17 protein-coding genes and 1 pseudogene are annotated in these 21,449 nt (G+C 74.1%); 8 read left to right on the top strand and 10 right to left on the bottom strand.

What is annotated here, in order from left to right:
- Positions 1-86 precede the first annotated feature (86 nt).
- The 4 genes from ACFVYK_RS25515 to ACFVYK_RS25500 all read right to left on the bottom strand — a co-directional run bounded on the left by ACFVYK_RS25515 (position 87) and on the right by ACFVYK_RS25500 (position 6,667).
- Entirely contained in the window at positions 87-890 is an 804-nt protein-coding gene (locus tag ACFVYK_RS25515) for a hypothetical protein (protein WP_389778003.1), read from the bottom strand.
- Positions 891-1,030: 140 nt separating this feature from the next.
- Positions 1,031-1,966, bottom strand: a complete 936-nt coding sequence (locus tag ACFVYK_RS25510) for a hypothetical protein (RefSeq protein WP_389778001.1) — start codon at positions 1,964-1,966, stop codon at positions 1,031-1,033.
- Positions 1,967-2,330: 364 nt separating this feature from the next.
- Positions 2,331-5,519: a sacsin N-terminal ATP-binding-like domain-containing protein gene (locus tag ACFVYK_RS25505; protein WP_389777999.1), complete on the bottom strand. Its 3,189-nt coding sequence runs from the start codon at positions 5,517-5,519 to the stop codon at positions 2,331-2,333.
- 185 nt (positions 5,520-5,704) lie between these two features.
- Positions 5,705-6,667 (bottom strand): DUF3027 domain-containing protein, encoded by a 963-nt coding sequence (locus tag ACFVYK_RS25500; RefSeq protein ID WP_389777997.1) that lies wholly within the window; start codon positions 6,665-6,667, stop codon positions 5,705-5,707.
- A 468-nt stretch (positions 6,668-7,135) separates the two neighbouring features.
- On the opposite strand from ACFVYK_RS25500, the gene ACFVYK_RS25495 reads away from it, so the two are divergent.
- The 4 genes from ACFVYK_RS25495 (at position 7,136) to ACFVYK_RS25480 (ending at position 10,715) form a co-directional block, all read left to right on the top strand.
- The gene (locus tag ACFVYK_RS25495) at positions 7,136-8,569 is read left to right on the top strand and encodes an MFS transporter (protein ID WP_389777995.1); all 1,434 of its coding nucleotides are present in this window, start codon (positions 7,136-7,138) and stop codon (positions 8,567-8,569) included.
- A 61-nt stretch (positions 8,570-8,630) separates the two neighbouring features.
- Positions 8,631-9,143 (top strand): DUF2771 domain-containing protein, encoded by a 513-nt coding sequence (locus ACFVYK_RS25490; protein ID WP_389777993.1) that lies wholly within the window; start codon positions 8,631-8,633, stop codon positions 9,141-9,143.
- 23 nt (positions 9,144-9,166) lie between these two features.
- Positions 9,167-9,874: a futalosine hydrolase gene (locus ACFVYK_RS25485; protein ID WP_389777991.1), complete on the top strand. Its 708-nt coding sequence runs from the start codon at positions 9,167-9,169 to the stop codon at positions 9,872-9,874.
- A complete protein-coding gene (locus ACFVYK_RS25480; RefSeq protein ID WP_389777990.1) occupies positions 9,861-10,715 on the top strand; it encodes a 1,4-dihydroxy-6-naphthoate synthase in 855 nt (284 codons plus the stop codon). Before ACFVYK_RS25485 ends, ACFVYK_RS25480 begins: the two co-directional genes overlap by 14 nt.
- 44 nt (positions 10,716-10,759) lie before the next feature.
- On the opposite strand, the gene ACFVYK_RS25475 is transcribed toward ACFVYK_RS25480, so the two are convergent.
- Positions 10,760-11,143: a cold-shock protein gene (locus ACFVYK_RS25475; protein ID WP_010985338.1), complete on the bottom strand. Its 384-nt coding sequence runs from the start codon at positions 11,141-11,143 to the stop codon at positions 10,760-10,762.
- A gap of 250 nt (positions 11,144-11,393) precedes the next feature.
- Positions 11,394-11,552 (bottom strand): annotated as a pseudogene (locus tag ACFVYK_RS25470) (recombinase family protein); the annotation flags it as partial.
- A 56-nt stretch (positions 11,553-11,608) separates the two neighbouring features.
- Here ACFVYK_RS25470 and ACFVYK_RS25465 point away from each other — a divergent pair.
- The gene (locus tag ACFVYK_RS25465; RefSeq protein ID WP_389777988.1) at positions 11,609-11,866 is read left to right on the top strand and encodes a hypothetical protein; all 258 of its coding nucleotides are present in this window, start codon (positions 11,609-11,611) and stop codon (positions 11,864-11,866) included.
- On the opposite strand, the gene ACFVYK_RS25460 is transcribed toward ACFVYK_RS25465, so the two are convergent.
- Together ACFVYK_RS25460 and ACFVYK_RS25455 are read right to left on the bottom strand one after the other, a co-directional pair.
- Positions 11,836-12,480, bottom strand: a complete 645-nt coding sequence (locus tag ACFVYK_RS25460) for an HAD family hydrolase (RefSeq protein WP_389777986.1) — start codon at positions 12,478-12,480, stop codon at positions 11,836-11,838. The two genes, ACFVYK_RS25465 and ACFVYK_RS25460, sit on opposite strands and share 31 nt — an antisense overlap.
- A gap of 34 nt (positions 12,481-12,514) precedes the next feature.
- Positions 12,515-13,534, bottom strand: coding sequence for a hypothetical protein (locus ACFVYK_RS25455; protein WP_389777985.1), 1,020 nt, complete (start codon positions 13,532-13,534; stop codon positions 12,515-12,517).
- Between the two features lie 169 nt (positions 13,535-13,703).
- Here ACFVYK_RS25455 and ACFVYK_RS25450 point away from each other — a divergent pair, with 169 nt between their 5' ends.
- Positions 13,704-16,382, top strand: coding sequence for a helicase-associated domain-containing protein (locus ACFVYK_RS25450; RefSeq protein WP_389777983.1), 2,679 nt, complete (start codon positions 13,704-13,706; stop codon positions 16,380-16,382).
- Between the two features lie 88 nt (positions 16,383-16,470).
- Here ACFVYK_RS25450 and ACFVYK_RS25445 read toward each other — a convergent pair whose 3' ends face one another.
- Positions 16,471-17,025, bottom strand: a complete 555-nt coding sequence (locus ACFVYK_RS25445; protein ID WP_389777982.1) for a hypothetical protein — start codon at positions 17,023-17,025, stop codon at positions 16,471-16,473.
- A gap of 180 nt (positions 17,026-17,205) precedes the next feature.
- On the opposite strand from ACFVYK_RS25445, the gene ACFVYK_RS25440 reads away from it, so the two are divergent.
- Positions 17,206-18,849 (top strand): DNA repair helicase XPB, encoded by a 1,644-nt coding sequence (locus ACFVYK_RS25440; protein ID WP_389777980.1) that lies wholly within the window; start codon positions 17,206-17,208, stop codon positions 18,847-18,849.
- Between the two features lie 31 nt (positions 18,850-18,880).
- Here ACFVYK_RS25440 and ACFVYK_RS25435 read toward each other — a convergent pair whose 3' ends face one another.
- A complete protein-coding gene (locus ACFVYK_RS25435) occupies positions 18,881-19,060 on the bottom strand; it encodes a hypothetical protein (protein ID WP_389777978.1) in 180 nt (59 codons plus the stop codon).
- A gap of 310 nt (positions 19,061-19,370) precedes the next feature.
- On the opposite strand from ACFVYK_RS25435, the gene ACFVYK_RS25430 reads away from it, so the two are divergent.
- Entirely contained in the window at positions 19,371-21,443 is a 2,073-nt protein-coding gene (locus ACFVYK_RS25430) for a HelD family protein (protein WP_389777976.1), read from the top strand.
- Positions 21,444-21,449 lie beyond the last annotated feature (6 nt).

Here is a 21,449-nt window from a genome sequence, read left to right as displayed (position 1 = left end):
ACCGCCTGCGCAGGTGCGCTCCCCCGGAGGGGAGAGCGAGGTGGCCGGCCCGGAGCTCCGGACCGGCCGATTTCAGCTGTCCGACGTCACTTGACGTCGACGAAGTCACCCGCGGCGCTGACCGCCGGGGTGGTCGAGGTGCCCGCGAACACGAAGCGGTAGTAGCCGTCCACGGACGCCGTGACCGTGGCCTTCAGACCGCCGGTGGTGCTCGACTTGACGGTCTTCACGGTGGTGTAGGTGCTGCTGCCCTTCTTGCGGAACTGCAGCTTCACCGGCTGGGCCGAGTAACCGGCGTACTTGTCGGTGTCCCAGTTGGCGCGGGCCAGCTTGCCCGTGACGGTGATCGTCTTGCCCTTCTTCACCGGCTCGGGGGTGGCGTCGGCGGTGAGGGTGGACTTGCGCTGCAGCTTGATGCCGCCGAAGTTGCTTCCCGTGGTGAGCCCGTCGTCGTCGATGGCGGCCGCGCCGACCTTCCACGCGCCCGCCAGGGCGTTGGTCAGGTCGCCGTACATGTCGGTCGCCTTCGGACGGAACTGGACCGTGGCCGTGCACTTCAGGACCGTCCGGGAGGACGCCGTGCAGGTGCCGGGCTCGTCGCCGAGCCAGACGTCCTTGTCGGGCGTGGACTCGCTGAGAGTGGCGCCCCGGTAGAGGACGGGGAAGGTGATGAAGGAATTCGCGTTCAGACCGGCGGGCTTGGTGACGGTGTAGCTCGCCGCGACCGTGACCTTCGTGGTCGGGCCGACGACGATGTTCTTGCCGCCGTTGACCTTCACGTTGGAGAAGGTGACGGCGGGACCTGCCGGAGCGGCCTGCGCGGCCGGGACGGCGAGGGCGGAGAGGGCGACGGCGCCGGTGGCGGCGACGACGAGAGCGCGTATGCGCATGTGCGTTCCCCAGATGGAGAGGAGTGATCTCGGGGCCTGTTGACCCATCAGGTGAGATCAGTGACGGAGTCGGTGAGTTGTACGTAAGAAAGTAAAGAATGATCCGCGAGTGAAGGAGCCGCTGGCCCGCCCGCCTCGTCTCACTTGACGTCGACGAAGTCACCCGCGGCGCTGACCGCCGGGGTGGTCGAGGTGCCCGCGAACACGAAACGGTAGTAGCCGTCCACGGACGCCGTGACCGTGGCCTTCAGACCGCCGGTGGTGCTCGACTTGACGGTCTTCACGGTGGTGTAGGTGCTGCTGCCCTTCTTGCGGAACTGCAGCTTCACCGGCTGGGCCGAGTAACCGGCGTACTTGTCGGTGTCCCAGTTGGCGCGGGCCAGCTTGCCCGTGACGGTGATCGTCCTGCCCTTCTTCACCGGCTCCGGCGCGGCGTCGGCCGTCAGCCGGGAGAGACGCTGGAGCCTGACGGTGGCCAGGGCGTCGCCCTCGGCGTATCCGACCTTGGTCCAGTCGACGTCGTCGCTGGGGTCGACGTCGTTCCAGTCGACGACGTAGCCGGCCGCCTTCCAGCCGGTGGCGTCGGCGTTGGACAGCCTGTCGGCCGGGTGGACGTCGATGGTGCCCGCGCAGGAGGCGACCGTGGCGGAGGTGTCGGTGCAGGTCGGCCGGTAGTCGCCGACCAGGAGGGCGTCCGGGGCGGCGAACGAGGCGCCGCGGTAGACGGCCAGGTCCAGCTCGACGTCTTCCGCGCCGAGGTCGACGCCCGCGCCGTGTGTGACCTTGAACGTGACCGGCACGCTGACATGGCCGCCGGTGCCTGCCACGATCGGCCTGCCCTTGTTGACCTTGACGCTGCCGAACGTGACGTCCAGCGGGTACGGGGCGCCGCTGTCGGCGGGGCTCGCACCGGCGAAGGCGCTGAAGGCGCTCCGGCCGGAGGCGGCCGTGTGCGGGGCCTTCAGGGGGTCGGCGGGGTGGCGCGTGCCGTTGCCCGCGGCCTGCGCGGCCGGCACGGCGAGGGCGGAAAGGGCCATGGCGCCGGCGACGGCGGCCACGGTGGCGCGTACGGGCATGCATTCCCCCGTGGAGAAAGGGGCCCCGGCGGAGGGCGTTCCCTGCGGCTCGCCGACGCCCGAGGTCATGGTCGAGGAGCCTGCTGGCTCATGCGGTGAGATGCGCAACGGACCCGAATGGTTGTGCGGGACGCGAGAGCTGTCCGACGAAGGGGCCACCCCCGGACCACCGTCCCAGCCCGATCCCGCCCGTTCCAGGCCGCGGAGCAACCGCCGTACGGTGCAACCCGGTTGACGTCGCAACACGACGTCGGACCTTCAGGCCCCGGGAATTCGGAGCGGCGGTCGAAGACGGGACGGTCCGTGAAGAAGGCCGCCCCACCGGATGCTCACCGGTGGGGCGGACTTCTTGTCTGCTGGGCGCTCAGTCGAACCAGCGGTCCCGGGCCAGTTCCGCCGTCCTGGACGGGTCCTCCAGGAGGGCGGCGACCTCGAAGCGGCGGGGCCACTGGCGGGCCGCCCAGGCGAGGCCGGCCGCGACGCCCTCCAGGGTGGCCGCGTGCAGGACGCCGTCGCCGGTCAGGCGCCAGTCGATCTCCACGCCGTCGACGACGAGTTCCTCGTGCTCGACGTAGGCGGCGGGCGTGCGCGGGCCGAGCAGTGCGCGCACCGGATCCGGGACGTCGTGCTCGGCGCCCTCGGAGTCGACCTCGCCGGTCACGGACTCGCTCAGCCGCCGCACCTGGAACAGCTCGGCGAGTTCGGCCGCCCGGGAGGGGCGGACCGGGAGCAGCGGGACGCCCTGGGTGAAGGGGAGCAGGTCGGGAGAGTCGACCACCACCGCGTCCGCGGCGTCCACGACCTCGACCCGCCCGTCGACGACGGCCCGCAGCTCGTCCGGCAGGGTCACCTGCTCGGGGTCGAGCTCGGCCAGCGCGCCGTAGAGGCCGTGCAGTTGGGCGGCGCCGACGGAACGATCCGGGTCGGCGAGGCGGTCCAGCAACTCCGCCGCGCCGCCCGGCTCGTCGAGCAGGGCGGCCACGGAGGTCCGCACGCCGAGGGCGCGCAGCACCTGCTCGTCGTCGAAGCCGGTGGCGTCGGCCTCGTCGTACAGGCCGTGCAGCAGCGGGTCGCCGCCGGCCGCCCGCAGACCGGCCGGGCGGCGGCCGTCGAGGACCGGGTTCCCGCGCAGCCACCAGGCCGTGTAGGGCCGTACGACCTCGTGGGTGCCGTCGGGCAGGAGGACGCGGACCGGCTGGGTGAGGGCGTCGCGCAGCGGCGGCCGGGCGAGCATCGCGAGGGCCTGCGGCCAGCGGTCCTCGTCGACGAGGTCGAGGTCGCGGACGGCGACCAGCTCGGTGGCGACGGGAGGCACGGGACTGTCGGGGAAGCGGTCGAGGATGTCCTCGCACCACACGTCCACCGCGTCCAGCAGCCCCGCGTCGTCGGGCTCGGCGAAGTCGCCGTCGCGCGGCTCCAGTTCGTCCGGGTCGAGGACGACGTCCGTGGCCCGCACCAGCGCGAACTCGGCCAGCACGCCACAGGCGGCGAGCGGCTGTTCGCCCCACTTCTGCGCCAACTCGGATTCGACGCAGGCGAGTTCGCCCTCCCGGATGACGGAGGCGAAAGGGCTGCCCGGCAGCACCAGTTCACCGGCGGGGACGAGTTCGCCGTCCTCGTCCGGCAGCGCGAGGGCGCCCAGCCAGGGCTCCTCGCCGGGCTCGAGCCCCGCGGCGCGGACGAGCCCGAGCACGGTGTCGGCGAGCTCCTCGGCGTCCAGCGCGTCCTGGTCGTCCCAGGCTCCGCCGTCGTCGTCCAGGGAAGCCGCGACGGCGGCCCGCACCTGCGGGGTGGTCAGGACGGCGCGCGGGGTGGCGGGCAGGGCGCCCAGCTTCTCCAGCAGGGGATGCGCGGCATCCTGGTGAGCCACCTTGAGACCGAGCCGGCGCAGGACGTCCGGGTCGAGGCCGGCCGCGTCCGGCGTGGGCAGCAGCACCTGGCGGGGGCCGATGGTCGTCCGCCCTCCCCCGGCGCCGAAACCCTGCGGGGCGCCGCCGGCCAGCGGAACCGGCAGCCCGGTGAGCCGGTCCGGGTCGACCCCGGCCAGGCTGTCGTAGAGCCGGTACCACCACTGCGGGTCCTTCTCCAGACCGGCCAGCCGGTCGACGACGTCCGCGAGCGGGATCCGCGCGACGCCCAGCGTGCGCAGCTCGACGCGCCGCTCCAGCCCGGCGGGCAGCAGCGTGGGCAGCACCTCCGCGAGCACCCGCACGGTCTCGGCGCCGGCGCCCTCGACGACCTCGGCGTCACGGGGACGCAGGGCCTCGGGAAGCCCGACCGCGTCCTCGCCCTCGGCCCCGTCCTCCTCGTCCGGCACGGGCGCGACGGCGGGCGGCAGGAAGGCGGTGCGCGGCAGCAGCTCCAGAACGGCCCGGCGCAGCGCTCCGTCCAGCTCCCCCTTGCCCAGCGGCCCGGGCACCAGGTCGATGATCCCGGCGCCCACCGGCCGCCAGTCGGCGAGGAGTTCGGCGTACACGTCGGCCGCACGGCGCACCAGGTGGTCGGTCAGCGGGCCGGGGGCCGCGTGGCGGCGGGTGGTGTCGAGCGGGAAGGAGGCGATGAGCAGGGCCGGGACGCCGAGCGGCTCGTCGCTGGGGGTCGGGGCGTGCACCACGGGCGTGGTGCGGGGCCGCACGGGAGCGCCCTCGTCGTCGACGGGGACCGCCCAGGTGACCGACCAGTGGGGACGCAGCCGCTCCTCCACGGGACGGTCGGCGAGCAGCTCCGGGTCGAGGTCGCCGTGGGCGGCGGCGGTCCGCCAGCGGGTCGTGCCGTGCTCGGTGTCCGAGACGACGGTGAGCGGGCCGTCGACGGAACGCCGCAGGGTGCGGGCGGCGCCGTCGCCGATCTCGATGACGACCTCCTCCAGCCCCGGCAGGGCCAGCAGGAGCGCGTCGTCGACGGCGGTGAGGAGCCGCTCGGCCAGGTCGGCGGCGGCGGTGTCGCGCAGCGGAAGGATGACGGCCGTGTCGTACGGGTCCGGGGCGGTGCCCTGGGCGGCGAACGGGAGCCGCAGCAGCGGCACATGGCCGTCGCGCCGCCGGATCTCGTCCCCCAGGCCGGGGCTGTGCCGGGCGGTCTCGGAGGCGAGCGCGCGGGCCTCGGCGAGGTCCCAGCGGACGCCGCCGTGGCGTCCGACGACGGCCGGCTCGTCGGTGACGGCGAGGACGGCGGCGAACCCGACGCCGAACCGCCCGACGGCCACGGCCGACTGCTGCGCCTCGCGCTTGGCGGAGGCCCGCAGGGTGGCCAGGGACTCCACGCCGGCCGCGTCCAGCGGCGCGCCGGTGTTCGCGGCGACCAGGACGCCGTCCTTGAGGGTGAGCCGCAGCCGCCCCGGCGCCCCGGCCCGGGCGGCGGCGTCGGCGGCGTTCTGCGCGAGCTCGACGACGAGCCGGTCCCGGTACCCGCCGAGGACGAGGTCCTCCTCGGCGTTGGCGTCCTCCCGGAAGCGGGCCGGGCTGGTGGCCCAGGCGTCCAGGACCCCGCGGCGCAGGCGCGCCGTGCCGAAGGGGTCCGCGCCCTCGGGCGCCGGCCGCACGAACTTGCTCACGTTGGCTCTCCTCGTCGACGGGAGTCGACGGTACCGCGAGATGTCCGTCGCCCCCGCCGCCCCTGCCCTCCCCGCCCCCGGACACCAGCAGCAGCCGCAGGAGCCGGAGGGAGCGTGAGGGAGCCGCGAGGGACCTGAGGGTCGCGCCCCGGAGCCGCGACGCACCGGAGGGTCGCGGCCAGGCCCTAGGAGTGACCCAGCTCCGCCGTGTCCTCGTCGGAGACGACCGGCACCGAGCCCGAATCCGGCGCCGGACGCAGCGGGAACGGATCGACCCGGGTCTCGTCGACCACCGGCGGGGCCGGCCGCGGCGGCGTGGGCATGACCGCCGCCTCCGAGTGACCGCCGCAGCCGTAGGCCAGGGAGACCACGCGGCCGTCGGCCGGGGAGAACTCGTTGGCGCACACGCCGAAGGCCTGGCCCAGCGAACCGCCGATGCGGGTGAGGAAGCCGCAGCTCACACAGGAGGCTGGGGCCGCCTGCGCCATGGGCGTCTTGGCGCCGAAGCCCTCTTCCCAGCGGTCGGCGGCGGTGTGCAGGCCGTAGCGGGACAGCACCCGGGCCCGGCGCAGCCCCAGTTCCTCCGCGACGGCCGCGATCGTGCCCCGGCGCGGAGCCGCGGGCAGCGCCGCCGGCGGAGCCGCAGTGACCTCCGCGTCCTCCGCCTCCACCAGCTCGGCCATCTCCTCGGAGAGGGGCGAGTTCGGCGTCGGCTCGTCCGCGTCGAAATACCCCGGCTGCAGACGCGGATCATCCTCGCCGGTGTAACCGGGCTCCAGACGCAGATCCTCCGCGTCCGTGGGCAGGAGGTCCCCCGGACCCATGTCGCCGGGGCGCAGCCGCTCGCTCCACGGAACCCACTCCGGGGCCAGCACCGCGTCCGGGCCGGGCAGCATGACCACCTCGTCCAGGGTGACGATCTTGGCGCGGGACGCCCGCGCCACCGTCGCCGCCCAGCGCCAGCCCCGGTAGCCCGGTTCCTTGCACTCGAAGTAATGGGTGACCACCCGGTCACCCTCGGAGACGAGGCCTACGTGCTCGCCCACCACGCCGGGGGCGGCTGCCTCCTCGGCTGCGGAGCGTGCGAGGTCGACGGCCTCGGCGCACAGGCGGTCGGGGGTGCGGCTTCGCGTGGTCGCTGCGCTCACAGGTATCGCTTCTCTCCTACGCCGTCTCTCGGTGCGCCTGCCTGAAGGCGGCGGGTGCGGACGGAGCGGACCACTGGACCGCGTCGACGTCCGCGCCCGATCGCGCTCGGGCGCACCTGCTGTCATCCATTCTGCGGGATGGCCGGGAGGCGCGCGGCCGAGAACGATCGCCACGGCGCGCTACGCACGCTACCTGCTCCCGGACGCTCGGCCTACACCGACGGGACGTTTCCCTCCCCCCGAAAGCCTCCCGCCCCCGTCGCGACCCCGCCGGCGACGGCCCCGCCGGAGCGGCGGAACAGCCGTGGAACCGCCTCACCACGGGCCCGCGGGCCCGTGTCCACCGCGTCGGGGCCGCCGCACAATCGCGTCCCAACCGTTGCCGAACCGGCCCGGCCCGCCGACGATCACGCGGCCATACGCGCGGCAACCGCACTATGCACGGCGTTTCCGGGGCACTATGACGGGGTGGCAGCCGCAAGGACACCCCAGGGCGCCACCGGGATCGGTGCGACGAAGGGGAACAAGGGGAGGAGCCGGGTGAGCGGTTCGGGCCGGATGAGCGGGTCCGTCCGCGCGGTCGGCCGTGCCCTGCGCTCCCCGTTCACCGGCACCGCCCGCGGCATCAGGAAGGTCACGCACGCGCACGGCGCCGGCGAGTCCGGCCTCGGCAAGCTGATCGAACTGCACGGCGTGAACGGCGCCGGCGACGTCATGATCACCGTCGCGCTCGCCTCCACCGTCTTCTTCTCCGTGCCCACCGACGAGGCCCGCGGCCGCGTCGCGCTCTACCTCGCCATCACCATGGCGCCCTTCACCGTCCTCGCCCCCGTGATCGGCCCCCTGCTCGACCGGCTCCCGCACGGCCGGCGCGCCGCCATGGCCGGGGCGATGTTCGCCCGGGCCCTGCTCGCGCTGGTGCTGTCCGGGGCCGTCGCCACCGGCAGCCTCGAGCTGTACCCGGCGGCGCTGGGCGTGCTGGTCTCCTCCAAGGCCTACGGAGTCGTCAGAAGCGCCGTCGTGCCCCGGCTGCTGCCGCCCGGGTTCTCCCTGGTCAAGGCCAACTCACGGGTCACCCTCGGCGGACTGCTCGCCACCGGCGTCGCCGCGCCGGTCGGCGCCGGACTGCAGGCCCTCGGCCCGCGCTACCCCCTCTACGGCGCCTTTCTGATCTTCGTCGCCGGGACCTTCCTGTCCTTCTCCCTGCCCCGCAAGGTCGACTCGGCCAAAGGCGAGGACGTGGCCCTGCTCGCCGCCGACGAACAGCACCTGCACGGCCCCCACCGCCATCCCGTCAAGCGCCCCGGCCTGCGCACGGTCGGCATCGCCGTCACCCATGCCCTCGGCGCCAACGCGGCCCTGCGCTGGCTCTCCGGCTTCCTGACCTTCTTCCTCGCGTTCCTGCTGCGCGAGCACCCGCTCACCGGCCAGAGCGCGGCCGTGTCGCTGGGCATGGTCGCCGTCTCCGCGGGCGTCGGCAACGCCCTCGGGACGGCGGTCGGGGCCTGGCTGCGCTCCAAGGCCCCCGAACTGATCATCGTGACGGTCGTCGCCGTCGTGCTCGGCGCGGTGCTCGTCGCCGCCGTCTTCTTCGGCGCGTTCCTCGTGGCCTGTCTGGCCGCCGTCGCCGGCTTCTCCCAGGCCCTCGCCAAGCTGTCCCTGGACGCGCTCATCCAGCGGGACGTGCCGGAACTCGTGCGCACCTCCGCGTTCGCCCGCTCGGAGACGCTCCTGCAGGTGTGCTGGGTGTTCGGCGGCGCCGTCGGCATCGTCATGCCGCTCAACGGCGCGCTGGGCCTGTCGGTGGCCGCCGTGGTCGTCGCGCTGGGCTGGCTGACCACCGTCCGCGGACTGCTCTCCTCCGTACGGCACGGCAGCGGCGCGAAGCCCCGCGTGGCCTAACACACAGCCGCGCCGCCCCCCGCGTAAAGAGACCACCCGACGTGCCCGATAGCCTTCCGCCATGACCACGATGCCCCGCGGCGGAGCCGCTGATGTCCTCGGCGCTGTGCGACGCCGCCGCGCCGTCGCCGCCGCCGGCGCCGTTTGTGCCGGACTGCTCGTCCTGTCCGCCTGCGACAAGCCGACCCCCCTGTCCACGATCACCGTCGGTCGCGACTCGGTCAGCTCCCAGGCCACCTGCGGTGGCGAGGGCAAGACCCTGCGGGCCGCCGAGCTGACCAAGTGCCTCGGGGACAAGGACATCAAGTCCATCAGCGTCGACCCGGACGAGACCGTCCGCTTCGGCGTCGACCCTGACGTGGCCGACAAGCGCTGGACCATCCTGATGAACGGTCAGCCGCTCACCGAGGACAGCGACAAGACCTACCGGACGATCCCGGGCAGCGTGTTCTTCAACGCGCAGTACGGCGCCCAGGGCAACTCCACCCTCGTCACCATCAAGGCCGGCGACGGCAAGAAGCAGAGCCAGGCGGCGACCGGCCTGTGGTCCTTCAAGCTCAAGAAGGACGACTGACCACGTCCCGCACACGCCTCCTCGTGGCCACCGCGGTCCCCGCCGAGCGGGACGCGGTGGCACGGGCGTTCCCCGGGCCCGGCCGCGAGACGCACCTGCCCGGCGTGGTCCTGCACCGGCTGCACGGCCCCGGCGGGACCTGCGACCTGCTCGCCGCCGGGGTGGGCCCCGCGCTCGCCGCCGCGTCCGTCTCCGCCGCCCTGACCGCCGCACGGTACGAGGACGCCCCCTACGACCTGGTCCTCTCGGCCGGCATCGCGGGCGGCTTCCCGCCCGGGGCGCCCGTCGGCTCCCTCGTCGTCGCCGACCGCATCACCGCCGCCGACCTGGGCGCGGAGACCGCCGACGGCTTCCTGCCGGTCACCGAACTGGGCTTCGGCCAGGTCACCCATGTCCCGCCCGCGTCCCTCGTGCGGGCGGCCGCGGCCGCCACCGGGGCCGCCGTCGGCACCGTCCTGACGGTCTCCACGGTCACCGGCACCGCCCCCCGGGCCGCCGCCCTGCGCGCCCGTCACCCCCGCGCCCTGGCCGAGGCCATGGAGGGCTTCGGGGTGGCCGAAGCGGCCGCCGCGCACGGCACGGCCGTGCTGGAGATCCGCGCGGTCTCCAACCCCGTCGGCCCGCGCGACCGCGCCGCCTGGCGCATCGGCGAGGCGCTCGGCGCGCTCACCGAGGCCTTCGGGAAGCTCGCACCCGTCCTGGAGAGTTGGAACCCACATGACCACGAGTGAGCCGGCCCTGCGGATCGCGTACTCCCCCTGCCCCAACGACACCTTCGTCTTCGACGCCCTCGCCCACGGCCGGGTGCCGGGCGCGCCCGCGCTCGACGTGACGTTCGCGGACATCGACCTCACCAACGGCATGGCCGAGCGCGGCGAGCTCGACGTGCTGAAGGTGTCGTACGCCGTGCTGCCCTACGTCCTCGACGCCTACACGCTGCTGCCCTGCGGGGGCGCGCTGGGCCGGGGCTGCGGACCGCTGGTCCTCACCGGCGAGCCGGGCGCCGACCTCACCGGCCGCACGGTCGCCGTGCCGAGCGAGCGCTCCACGGCCTATCTGCTGTTCCGCCTGTGGGCGGCGGACACGGTCCCCGGAGGCGTCGGCGAGATCGTCGTCATGCCCTTCCACGAGATCATGCCGGCGGTGCGGGACGGCAAGGTCGACGCCGGACTGGTCATCCACGAGGCCCGCTTCACCTACCGGAACTACGGACTGCACAAACTCGCCGACATGGGCGAACACTGGGAGTCCACGACCGGCCTGCCGATCCCGCTCGGCGCGATCATCGCCAAGCGCTCGCTGGGGACGGCCGCGCTGACCCGCCTGGCCGACGCGATCCGCGCCTCCATGCGGGCCGCCTGGGACGACCCCGAGGTCTCCCGCCCCTACGTGATGGAACACGCCCAGGAGATGGACCCGTCCGTCGCCGACCAGCACATCGGCCTGTACGTCAACGAGTTCACCGCGGACCTGGGCGAGGACGGCCGGGCGGCGGTCCGCGGTCTGCTCACCCGGGCCGCGGCCGAGGGACTGCTGCCGCCCCTCGGCCCCGGTGCGCTCGACTTCCCCTGACCGGCCGCGTGACCGGTCGCCGACGCCCGGCTCGGGCGTCCAGCTCAGACGTCCAGCTGGTCGGCGACCGCGCGCAGCAGCCCGGCGATCTTCTTGCCGGAGGTCTTCTCCGGGTAACGGCCCTTCTCCAGCATCGGGGTGATGTTCTCGAGGAGGGTGGTCAGGTCCTGGACGATGGAGGCCAGTTCGTCGGGCTTCCTGCGCTGCGCCGCGGCGACCGACGGGGTCGGGTCGAGAAGGACGACGGAGAGCGCCTGGTCGCCGCGCTGCCCGGCGACGACGCCGAACTCCACTCGCTGGCCCGGCTTCAGTGCCTCGACTCCGGCGGGCAGGACCGAGGAATGCACGAAGACGTCACCGCCGTCGTCGCGGGAGAGAAAGCCGAAGCCCTTCTCACTGTTGAACCACTTGACCTTGCCAGTCGGCAAAGCACACGCTCCCTCGATAGCTGCCGGACTGACACCGGACACCCTGGAACTGCCGTTGAGACAGCCTACCGGGGCTCTCCCCAGCGACACACAGGCTTAATCACGCCTGGAAACACGGCTGAGCCTCCGCCGGTGTCGGCAGAGGCTCACAGTGGCGCAGGAAGTGTGAGGGGCTACCGGATGCGCGTTCTACGATCATGTCTCGCTCAAGCTCGCCGAAGGCAACCGTCATGGTGGAAAAGAACTTCCCTTACCCCTTCGGGGAGTGACTACCGGCGAGAGTCCCAGTGAGGATGGCGAGAGTCCCAGTGAGGACGCGGAGCGCGATTCCACGGGAGCGCAGATCCTCAGAAATCCTCAGTACGTCCTTGGTTGAACGGCCGAGCCGGTCAAGCTTCCCCACGCAGGGGGCGTCTCCCCGGCGTCCCCCGGTTGTTCCTCAGGGCTGGGAACTACCCTGGTCGGGTGCGTGAGAAAACCCCAACGAATTCCGCCGCCGCCGGTGACCGACTGATCCGGGCCGGGGCCGTCGTCTTCTTCGTCGGCGCCGTGGCCACACTCGTCACGGTCGCCCCACTGCTGCTCGGCACCCGCCCCTTCCCGACGTACATGTTCGGACTGAGCATGCTGATGGGCGTCGGCTTCCTGGTCGCGGGCGCGGGGGTGCTGCGGTCGGTGGCCGCGGGCCGGCGTCAGGCGCGGGCCGGGGGCCGGCCCTCGTAGGCCGCGAACCACTCCCCGAACCGCGTCAGATCGTCGAGGACGACGTCCGCGCCGGCCTCGGTCAGCTCCGCGGCGCTGCACGGGCCGGTGGCCACGGCCACCGAGAACGCCCCGGCGGCCCGGGCGCCGCGCACGTCCCCGACGTGGTCGCCGACGTAGACGGACGCGCCGTGCTCGCGCAGGGCCTGCGCCTTCTGCGCCGCCCACAGGTCGCCGATCACCGCGGCGGGCCGCAGCCCCAGGTGTTCGATGTGCAGCCTCGCGTTCGGCTCCCACTTCGCGGTGACGACGATCGCCCGCCCGCCGGCCGCCCGGACCGCCTCGACGGCGTCGTGGGCGCCGGGCATCGCGAGGGTGCCGGCGACGGCGAACTGCGGGTAGATCTCGCGGTAGAGGGCCGCCATGGCCGCTATCTCCCGCGGCGGGAACCAGTTCGCCATCTCCTCCGTCAGCGGCGGGCCCAGCCGTGTCACCACCAGGTCGGCGTCGACGTACGTCCCGGTCCGCGCGGACAGCTCCTGCCAGCAGGCGCGGATGCCGGGCCGGGAGTCGATGAGGGTCATGTCGAGGTCGAAGCCGACGGTGAGGGCGGAAGTGGCGGTCATGGGGGCCATTGTCGCCGGTCGGGGCGTCCGTCCGGCGGCGCCGTCACCTCTGCCGCTGCGACCGCCAGGCCAGGAACAGCGCCGAGGCCACGGCCGCGCCCCGGATGACCCACGGCCAGGTCGCGGCGACCGCCTCACTCATGTGGCCCTCGGCGATGGGCTCGCCCCAGCGGCCCGCGGAGCGTCCCCACAGCCAGACGAGCCCGGCGGTGAGCGCGAGCCCGGGCAGCCACACGACCGCGAGTTTCGTCTCACGGTCGGTCAGGCGGCGCGAGGCGTAGGCGATCAGCCAGCCCAGGAGCAGGCCGAACCAGTTGCCGAGCACGGCGCCGACGACCAGGCAGCCGGCGGCGACCAGCAGGAGGGGATTGCTCCAGCGCCGGGCCGGTGCGCCGGGCGCCCGGAGGAAGAGGAGCCGGCGGCGGCGCGGGCGGGCGGCGCCCTCGTCGGCCGTGCCGTCGCCGTCGGCGGCCGTCCCGGCCGCCTTCTTCTCCGCCGCCTTCTGCTCGGCGGCCTCCTTCTCCGGGTCGTCGCGCGGCGGGGGCTTGAGCAGGTCCGGGATCTCGATGCCGCCGACGAACCCGTGCACATCCTCGCCGGGGCCGAACGGGGTCGGCTCGTGCAGCCACCAGTCGGGGGCCGCCCGGCTGTCGCCCAGTTCGTGGGCGGGGGCGCGGTGCGGCGGCGACGGCGCGTCGGAGGGGGCGGCGGGGGGCGGCGCGCCGGTGCGGGGGCGCGGCACGACGCGCCGGACGCCCTTCGGCGGCCGCGGGGTCTCCTCCCGGTCGCGCTGGACGGGCACGGCGGGCGTCGGCGGCCGGGGCTCGGCGGGGCCGGTACCGGCCGCGGCGGCGACGATGTCGTCGGGGCTGCCGAGGCGGTCGATGATGCGGCGGACGGCGGCGGGAGAGTCGACGGCGGCCTTGGCCCGGCGCCGGTCGATCTCGTCCCGCAGCTCGGAGACGAGCCGCATCCGGGTGGCCGACGACAACTGCCGCTGCTGCGCGACGTCGCCGACGCGGCTCAGATACTCGTAGACGACTTGGTCGCTCTCGATCCCCACGGGAAGAAGCTACCGCTTCCGCCCGCGCGCGCCGGGTACTCGTCGCGCGCGGACCGATGCGCATCCTGCGGCCGCCCTGGCCCGTCCTGGCCCGGCAGGGGCGGTCGGCGGGGCTGTGGGGGCCCCGGGGGCGCGGTCCGGGGGGACGTCTACCGCTACCGTGGGCAAGATGAGCACCGCGGACCAACAGGCCCCCCGGTCCCTGGCGGAAGCGCTCCGCGCCCGGGACGACGCTTCCCTGGCCGCGCTGCTGCGCGCCCGCCCCGACCTGATCACGCCGGTCCCCACGGACCTCACCCAGCTCGCCACCCGGGCCGGCACGCGTGCCTCCGTGGTGCGCGCGCTGGAGCGGCTCGACCGGTTCGCCCTGCAGACGGCGGAGTCGCTGGCCGTGGCCGGCGATCCGGCGACCTGGGAGGAACTGCTCGCTCTGATGGCGGGCGACGCGCGTGATCCCGCCGTGGTCGCCGCGCTCCCCGGTGCGTTGGCCGCTCTGCGCGAACAGGCGCTGGTGTGGGGCGCGGACGACCGGCTGCGGCTGGTGCGGACCGCGCGCGAGCTGCTCGCGCCGTCCGCGCAGCATCCGTCGCCGACGGGGCTCGGGCCGAGCGTGCGGGAGGCGACGGCGGGCATGTCGCCGGGCCGGATCCAGGAGTTCGTGGCGAACGCCGGGCTGCCGTCCACGCACGACTCGGTGTCCGCCGTCTCGGCGCTCACCGCTCTGTTCTCGCGTCGTCGGAAGATGGCCGCGCTGCTGGCCAAGGCGCCCGCCGGTGCCGTCGACGTGCTGGAGCGGCTGGTGTGGGGGCCGCCGTACGGGCAGGTGACGGCCGAACCGGCGGCGCATCTGCGGTGGCTGCTCGACCGGGGGCTGCTGCTGCCGACGGCGCCGGGGACGGTCGTCCTGCCGCGCGAGGTGGCTCTGCATCTGCGGGCGGGGCGCGCGCACCGGGTCACGGAGCCGACGCCGCCCGCCGTGCAGCCGCTCGTGACGCATCGTCCCGAGGTGGTGGACGCGACGGCGGCCGGGCAGGCGTACACGGCGCTGACGACGGTCGAGGAGCTGCTGAAGGAGTGGGACGAGGGCGGTCCGGCGGTGCTGCGGGCCGGTGGGCTGAGCCTGCGCGATCTCAAGCGGACGGCGGTCGCGCTGGACGTGTCCGAGCCGGTGGCCGCGTTCTGGGTGGAGCTGGCGTACGCGGCGGGTCTGCTGGCGTCGGACGGTGAGGCGGACGAGCGGTACGCGGCGACCCCTGAGTACGACGCGTGGCTGGAGCGGCCGCCGGCCGAGCGGTGGGCGCGGCTGGCCGAGGCGTGGCTGACGGCGACCCGGACGTCGGGGGTGGTCGGCGGCCGGGATCTGAAGGAGCGGGCGTTGTCGGCGCTGGGGCCGGGTCTGGACCGGTCGGTGGCGCCGGAGGTGCGGCGCCGGGTGCTGGCGCTGCTGGCCGGGTTGCCGGAGGGGGCCGTGCCTGACGTGGAGGCGGTGCTGGCCCGGTTGCGCTGGGAGCGTCCGTTGCGCGGGGCGCAGGGCGCGGCCGGCTCGCAGGGCTCGCAGGGCTCCCAGGCGGCTCAGGGCGCTCACGGTGCACAGGGTGCGCACGCCGTTCAGGGCTCGTACGGCTCCTACGGCTCGCCCGGTTTCCCCGCGGACGAGGATCTGCGTTCGCGGCTCGCCCGCTGGACGCTGACCGAGGCCGAGCTGCTGGGCGTGACCGGCCGGGGCGCGTTGTCGGCGCACGGCCGGGCGCTGCTGGGGGCGGGCGCGGCGGTGAAGACGACGGCGGTCGCGAGACCGTCGGCGGCCGACCCGGCGCCGGCCGGTCCGGGCGACAAGCTGCCGGCCCACCACCGTGGCGCCGTCCCCGCCGTCGGGACGCCTCTGTCGCCCCCGGAGCAGGCCGTGGCCGCCGCGGCCGCCGCCCGGCTGCTGGCCCCGCTGCTGCCCGAGCCGCTGGACCACGTGCTGCTCCAGGCGGATCTGACGGCGGTGGCCCCGGGGCCGTTGCGGCGTCCGCTGGCCGAGGTGCTGGGCGTGCTGGCGGACGTCGAGTCCAAGGGCGGCGCCACGGTCTACCGTTTCACGCCGGGCTCGGTGCGCCGGGCGCTGGACGCCGGCCGCAGCGCTTCCGACCTGCACGCCTTTCTCGCCGAGCACTCCCGTACGCCGGTGCCGCAGCCGCTGACGTACCTGATCGACGACGTGGCGCGGCGCCACGGCCATCTGCGGGTGGGCGCGGCTTCGGCGTATGTGCGCTGCGACGACGAGTCGGTCCTGAACGAGATCCTCGCCGACAAGCGGGCCGGCGCCCTGCGGCTGCGCCGGCTGGCGCCCACGGTGCTCGCGGCCCAGGCCGATCCGGCGGCCCTGCTGGACGGGCTGCGGGCGATGGGTTTCGCGCCCGCGGCGGAGTCCGCCGAGGGCGATGTCCTGATCACCCGTGCGCACGCCCACCGCACCCCGCCCCGGACGGCTCCCGAGCCGGTGCCGGACGGTCCGCCGGTGCCCGACGGCACCCTTCTCGCGGCGGCGATCCGCGCGATCCGGGCCGGCGACCTGGCCGCCACGGCCCCGCGCAAGCCGGCCGAGGACGCGGCCCCGCTCGGCCCCGGTCAACTGCCCCGCACCAGTTCCGCCGAGACGCTGGCCACCATGCAGGCGGCCGTCCTGACCGGGGAGGCGCTGTGGATCGGTTACGTCAACGCCGAGGGGGCGGCGAGCCAGCGGGTCATCGCGCCGGTGCGGGTGGAGGGCGGCTTCGTGACGGCGTACGACCACACGGCGGACGAGGTGCGCACGTACCCGCTGCACCGGATCACGGGGGTGGCGGAGCTGGCCGACGACTGACGGCGGCCGGCGTGCTCAGCACTCCCCACCGAGGCGTCCGCGGGGAGGCCGAAGTGGGCTGGCCGACGACTGACGGCGGCCGGCGTGCTCAGCACTCCCCCACGGAGGCGTCCGCGGGGAGGCCGAAGTGGGCGCGGGCCTCGGTCTCCAGTTCGGCGGGGGACATCGGGTCCTGGAGGGATGACCGGGTGAGGACACCGAAGTGGGACTCGGTCCAGCGCGCGTACTCCGCGCCGTCCGGCGGCTCCTCCCGGCCGACGACGCGGTAGCCGCCGTCGGCCGTGTGGTCCCGTTCCAGCCGCACCACCTGCGGGTACTGGCCGGCGGCGCACTCGACGAGGCTGTCGTCGCGCACGCCGTACTCGACGCACAGCGCCTTGACGCCGGCCCGCACCGCGCCCGCGTGTTCCTCCAGTTCGAGCGCCTCCGCGCGGCAGAACCAGCGCGGGTCGCGGGCGGGCGCGGCGCCGGCGGGGCCGTCGCCCCGCGCCTCCGCCGCGATCCGGGCCTCGATGACGGGCCGCACCTCGGCCCACAGTCCCTGGTCGACGTGGGCCGGCCACAGCACCCAGGTGCCCGTGACCGCCAGCACCGCCGCTGCTCCGACGCCGACCGCGCCTCTGCGGAACGACAGGACCGACATACCGTGAACTCCTCGCCGCGTCGCGTGCCTCGCGCTGCTCGTGCGGTGAGACACCCGGAGGGCGTGCAGGGTTGCCCGGCGGGGAGGGGGCCCGTGGCGGTCCCGGGCAGGCCGCGGCCCGTCGCTCAGCCGCGTCGTACGGCACACTGGAGGTTTGGCCGTGCGGAAGGGATGGCGTACGTGAACGGACCGCTGATCGTGCAGTCGGACAAGACTCTGCTCCTGGAGGTCGACCACGAGCAGGCGGACGCCTGCCGTCGGGCCATCGCGCCGTTCGCGGAGCTGGAGCGTGCGCCGGAGCACATCCACACCTACCGGCTGACGCCGCTGGGCCTGTGGAACGCGCGGGCGGCCGGGCACGACGCCGAGCAGGTGGTGGACGCGCTGGTGCAGTACAGCCGCTACCCGGTGCCGCACGCGCTGCTGGTGGACATCGCCGAGACGATGGACCGTTACGGCCGGCTGACGCTGAGCAAGCATCCGGCGCACGGGCTGGTGCTGACCACCACGGACCGTCCGGTGCTGGAGGAGATCCTGCGCTCCAAGCGGGTCGCTCCGCTGGTCGGGGCCCGGATCGACCCGGACACGGTCGTGGTGCATCCGTCCGAGCGCGGCCAGATCAAGCAGACGCTGCTGAAGCTGGGCTGGCCGGCCGAGGACCTCGCGGGGTACGTCGACGGCGAGGCGCACGAGATCGAGCTGGACGAGAACGGCTGGGCGCTGCGGCCGTACCAGAAGCAGGCGGTGGAGAACTTCTGGCACGGCGGGAGCGGGGTCGTGGTCCTGCCGTGCGGGGCCGGGAAGACGCTGGTGGGCGCGGGCGCCATGGCGCAGGCGAAGTCGACGACGCTGATCCTCGTGACGAACACGGTGTCCGCCCGGCAGTGGAAGCACGAGCTGGTCAAGCGGACGTCGCTGACCGAGGAGGAGATCGGCGAGTACAGCGGGACGCGCAAGGAGATCCGGCCCGTCACGATCGCGACGTACCAGGTGCTGACGACCCGCCGCAAGGGCGTCTATCCGCACCTGGAGCTGTTCGACTCCCGGGACTGGGGTCTGATCCTGTACGACGAGGTGCATCTGCTGCCGGCGCCGGTCTTCAAGTTCACGGCGGACCTGCAGGCGCGCCGGCGGCTGGGTCTGACGGCGACCCTGGTCCGTGAGGACGGGCGGGAGTCCGACGTGTTCTCGCTGATCGGGCCGAAGCGGTTCGACGCTCCGTGGAAGGAGATCGAGGCGCAGGGTTACATCGCTCCCGCGGACTGCGTGGAGGTCCGGGTGAACCTGACCGATTCCGAGCGGCTGGCGTACGCGACCGCCGAGGCGGAGGAGAAGTACCGCTTCTGCGCGACGACGGCGACGAAGCGGAAGGTGACGGAGGCGATCGTCCGGCGCTTCAGCGGGCAGCAGATCCTGGTCATCGGTCAGTACATCGATCAGCTCGACGAGCTGGGCGAGCACCTGAACGCTCCCGTGATCAAGGGCGAGACGTCCAACGCGCAGCGCGAGAAGCTCTTCGACGCGTTCCGGGAGGGCGAGATCAGCGTGCTGGTGGTGTCGAAGGTCGCGAACTTCTCGATCGACCTGCCGGAGGCGACGGTCGCCATCCAGGTGTCCGGCACGTTCGGCTCCCGCCAGGAGGAGGCGCAGCGCCTGGGGCGGGTCCTGCGTCCCAAGGCGGACGGCCACCAGGCCCACTTCTACTCGGTGGTGGCGCGCGACACCCTCGACCAGGACTTCGCGGCGCACCGCCAGCGGTTCCTGGCGGAACAGGGTTACGCCTACCGGATCATGGACGCGGACGAGTTGCTGGCGGAGGGCTGAGAGGCCGGAGCGCCGGGGCGGGCTCGGCGGCTCACCGGCGGCGGATGCCGGTCTCCTCGCCGTACTCGCCGAGGATGACCACGTCGAAGGCGGCCATCGCGAAGACCTTGATCGCGCGCAGGGCGTCGCCGAGACGGTGGCGGTGCCCGTCGGACAGGGGGGTCGCGCCGGACGGGCGACCGGGGGCTGGGGTGAAGGTCGCTGCACTCATGTCTCCATGATGGGATCCGGGGCATAAAGCCCGCATCGGTCCCAGGTCCCCCTTCGGCGTACTCCTCGGGTACACCCCTGGCCGGGGGTGTCCCCTACGGGATGGAGCCCTCCCGTAGGGGTGGGAGGCGTTCCGTCGGGGTCCGCCGGGTTTCGCGCAGGAGCCGGCGGCGACAAATGCGTTGGCACACGCCTTTGGCGTTCCCCTACAATCTCCGCTCTTGCCCGCCTCCCTCGTCGGAGCGCCGCCGTCCGGACGGAAACCGGAGGGCCCTCACCGCAGACCCCCTCAGCCGGTCCGGAGGCACCCCTTGTCCACGCCGTCCCAGCCCGTCGACGACGATCCGCTCGCCCGCGAACGCTTGCACCTGTCCTCCTCGCGCGCCGCCCTGCGCGCGATGCGCGAGGACTCGGAGTCCCTCGACATCAGGGACGTGACCGCGAACTGGGTCAACGCGCAGATCCTGGAGCGCCAGATCGGGGAGCGCGTCAAGGCGCTCGCCGACCTCAGCGACACCCCGCTGTTCTTCGGCCGGCTCGACTACCTGCACGCTCCCGGCGCGGACCGGGCCGAGGGGGCCGAGGGCGAGCGCTTCTACATCGGGCGCCGGCACGTGCACGACGCGGACGGCGACCCGATGGTCATCGACTGGCGTGCGCCGGTCTCGCAGCCGTTCTACCGGGCCTCGAAGAAGGACCCGATGGACGTCGCGCTGCGCCGCCGCTTCGGCTACACCCGCGGGGACGTCACGGCCTACGAGGACGAGCACCTCTGCGAGCCCGGGGACCCGTCGGTGGCCGCCACCGCGAGCAAGCTGCTCCAGCAGGAGATCGAGCGGCCGCGCGTCGGCCCGATGCGCGACATCGTCGCCACGATCCAGCCCGAGCAGGACGAGATCGTGCGCAGCGGGCTGGGCGGGACGGTGTGCGTCCAGGGCGGGCCGGGCACCGGGAAGACGGCCGTCGGCCTGCACCGGGTGGCGTATCTGCTCTACGCCCACCGCGAGCGGCTCGCCCGCACGGGCACGCTGGTCATCGGGCCGAACAAGTCCTTCCTGCACTACATCGAGCAGGTGCTGCCCGCGCTCGGCGAGCTGTCGGTCCGCCAGGGCACGGTCGACGACCTGGTGGCCCGGGTGGAGGTGCGGGGCGCGGACGACGCGGCGGCGGCGATCGTCAAGGGCGACGCGAGGATGGCTCAGGTGCTGCGCCGCGCTCTGTACGCGCACGTCAGCATGCCGGCCGAGCCCGTGGTCGTCGTGCGCGGTTCACGGCGCTGGCGCGTCGCGGCCCACGAACTGGAGGAGATGGTCCGGGAGTTGCTCGACCGGGACATCCGGTACGGCGCCGCCCGCGATGCGCTGCCGCAGCGCGTCGCGCACGCCGTGCTGGTGCAAATGGAGCGCTCGGGCGAGGCCCCGGACGACCGGGTGCAGGACGCCGTGGCCCGCAACAGCGCGGTCAAGGCGGCCGTGAAGCAGGTGTGGCCGGTGGTGGACCCGGCGAAGCTGGTGCTGCGGCTGCTCACGGACGCGCGGTTCCTCGCCGAGCACGCGGCGGGCGTGCTGAGCGAGGAGGAGCAGAAGACGATCCTGTGGGCGAAGCCGGTGCGGTCCGTGAAGTCGGCGAAGTGGTCGGCCGCGGACGCGGTGCTGATCGACGAGGCGACGGACCTGGTCGAGCGCACCCCTTCGCTCGGTCATGTGGTCCTGGACGAGGCGCAGGACCTGTCCCCGATGCAGTACCGGGCGGTGGGCCGGCGCTGCACGACGGGTTCGGCCACCGTGCTGGGCGACCTCGCGCAGGGCACCACCCCCTGGGCGACCCGGAGTTGGCAGGAGGCCCTCGGCCACCTGGGCAAGGCGGACGCGGTGGTGGAGGAGCTGACGGCCGGTTTCCGCGTCCCGACGGACGTCATCGCGTACGCCTCCCGGCTGCTGCCGCACATCGCCCCGGGCCTGGCCCCCGTCGCGTCCGTCCGTGAGAACCCCGGCTTCTTCGAGCTGCGGCCGGTCGCCGGGGACGCCGAGGTCGTCGCGGCGTGCGAGGAGTCGCTGCGCCACGAGGGCTCGACGGGGCTGATCGCGGCCGACGCCCGTATCCCGGCCCTGGCCGAGGCGCTGACGGCGGCCGGCATCGGCCATCTGTCGCCCGGCGAGGAGACGACGGCTCGGATGCGCCTCACCCTGGTGCCGGCCTCGCTCGCCAAGGGCCTGGAGTACGACTACGTGGTCCTCGACGAGCCGCGGGCCGTGGTCGACGGCGAGCCCGACGAGCGAACGGGCCTGCGCCGGCTGTACGTGGCCCTGACCCGGGCGGTGTCCGGGCTGACCGTGACCCACACGGCCCCCCTGCCACCCGAACTCGAACTCGAACTCGGCTGACGCCCG

Origin of the sequence: Streptomyces sp. NPDC058291 (assembly GCF_042880855.1) — a bacterium.
Taxonomy (GTDB): domain Bacteria; phylum Actinomycetota; class Actinomycetes; order Streptomycetales; family Streptomycetaceae; genus Streptomyces.
This window is presented reverse-complemented; position numbering and strand designations above follow the sequence as displayed.

What these genes read in the sequence shown, in the direction of transcription:
- ACFVYK_RS25515 (WP_389778003.1), bottom strand. Translation starts at nt 890, where the DNA reads ATGCGCATACGCGCTCTCGTCGTCGCCGCCACCGGCGCCGTCGCCCTC.
- ACFVYK_RS25510 (WP_389778001.1), bottom strand. Translation starts at nt 1,966, where the DNA reads ATGCCCGTACGCGCCACCGTGGCCGCCGTCGCCGGCGCCATGGCCCTT.
- ACFVYK_RS25490 (WP_389777993.1), top strand. Translation starts at nt 8,631, where the DNA reads ATGACCACGATGCCCCGCGGCGGAGCCGCTGATGTCCTCGGCGCTGTG.
- ACFVYK_RS25480 (WP_389777990.1), top strand. Translation starts at nt 9,861, where the DNA reads ATGACCACGAGTGAGCCGGCCCTGCGGATCGCGTACTCCCCCTGCCCC.
- ACFVYK_RS25460 (WP_389777986.1), bottom strand. Translation starts at nt 12,480, where the DNA reads ATGGCCCCCATGACCGCCACTTCCGCCCTCACCGTCGGCTTCGACCTC.
- ACFVYK_RS25450 (WP_389777983.1), top strand. Translation starts at nt 13,704, where the DNA reads ATGAGCACCGCGGACCAACAGGCCCCCCGGTCCCTGGCGGAAGCGCTC.
- ACFVYK_RS25445 (WP_389777982.1), bottom strand. Translation starts at nt 17,025, where the DNA reads ATGTCGGTCCTGTCGTTCCGCAGAGGCGCGGTCGGCGTCGGAGCAGCG.
- ACFVYK_RS25435 (WP_389777978.1), bottom strand. Translation starts at nt 19,060, where the DNA reads ATGAGTGCAGCGACCTTCACCCCAGCCCCCGGTCGCCCGTCCGGCGCG.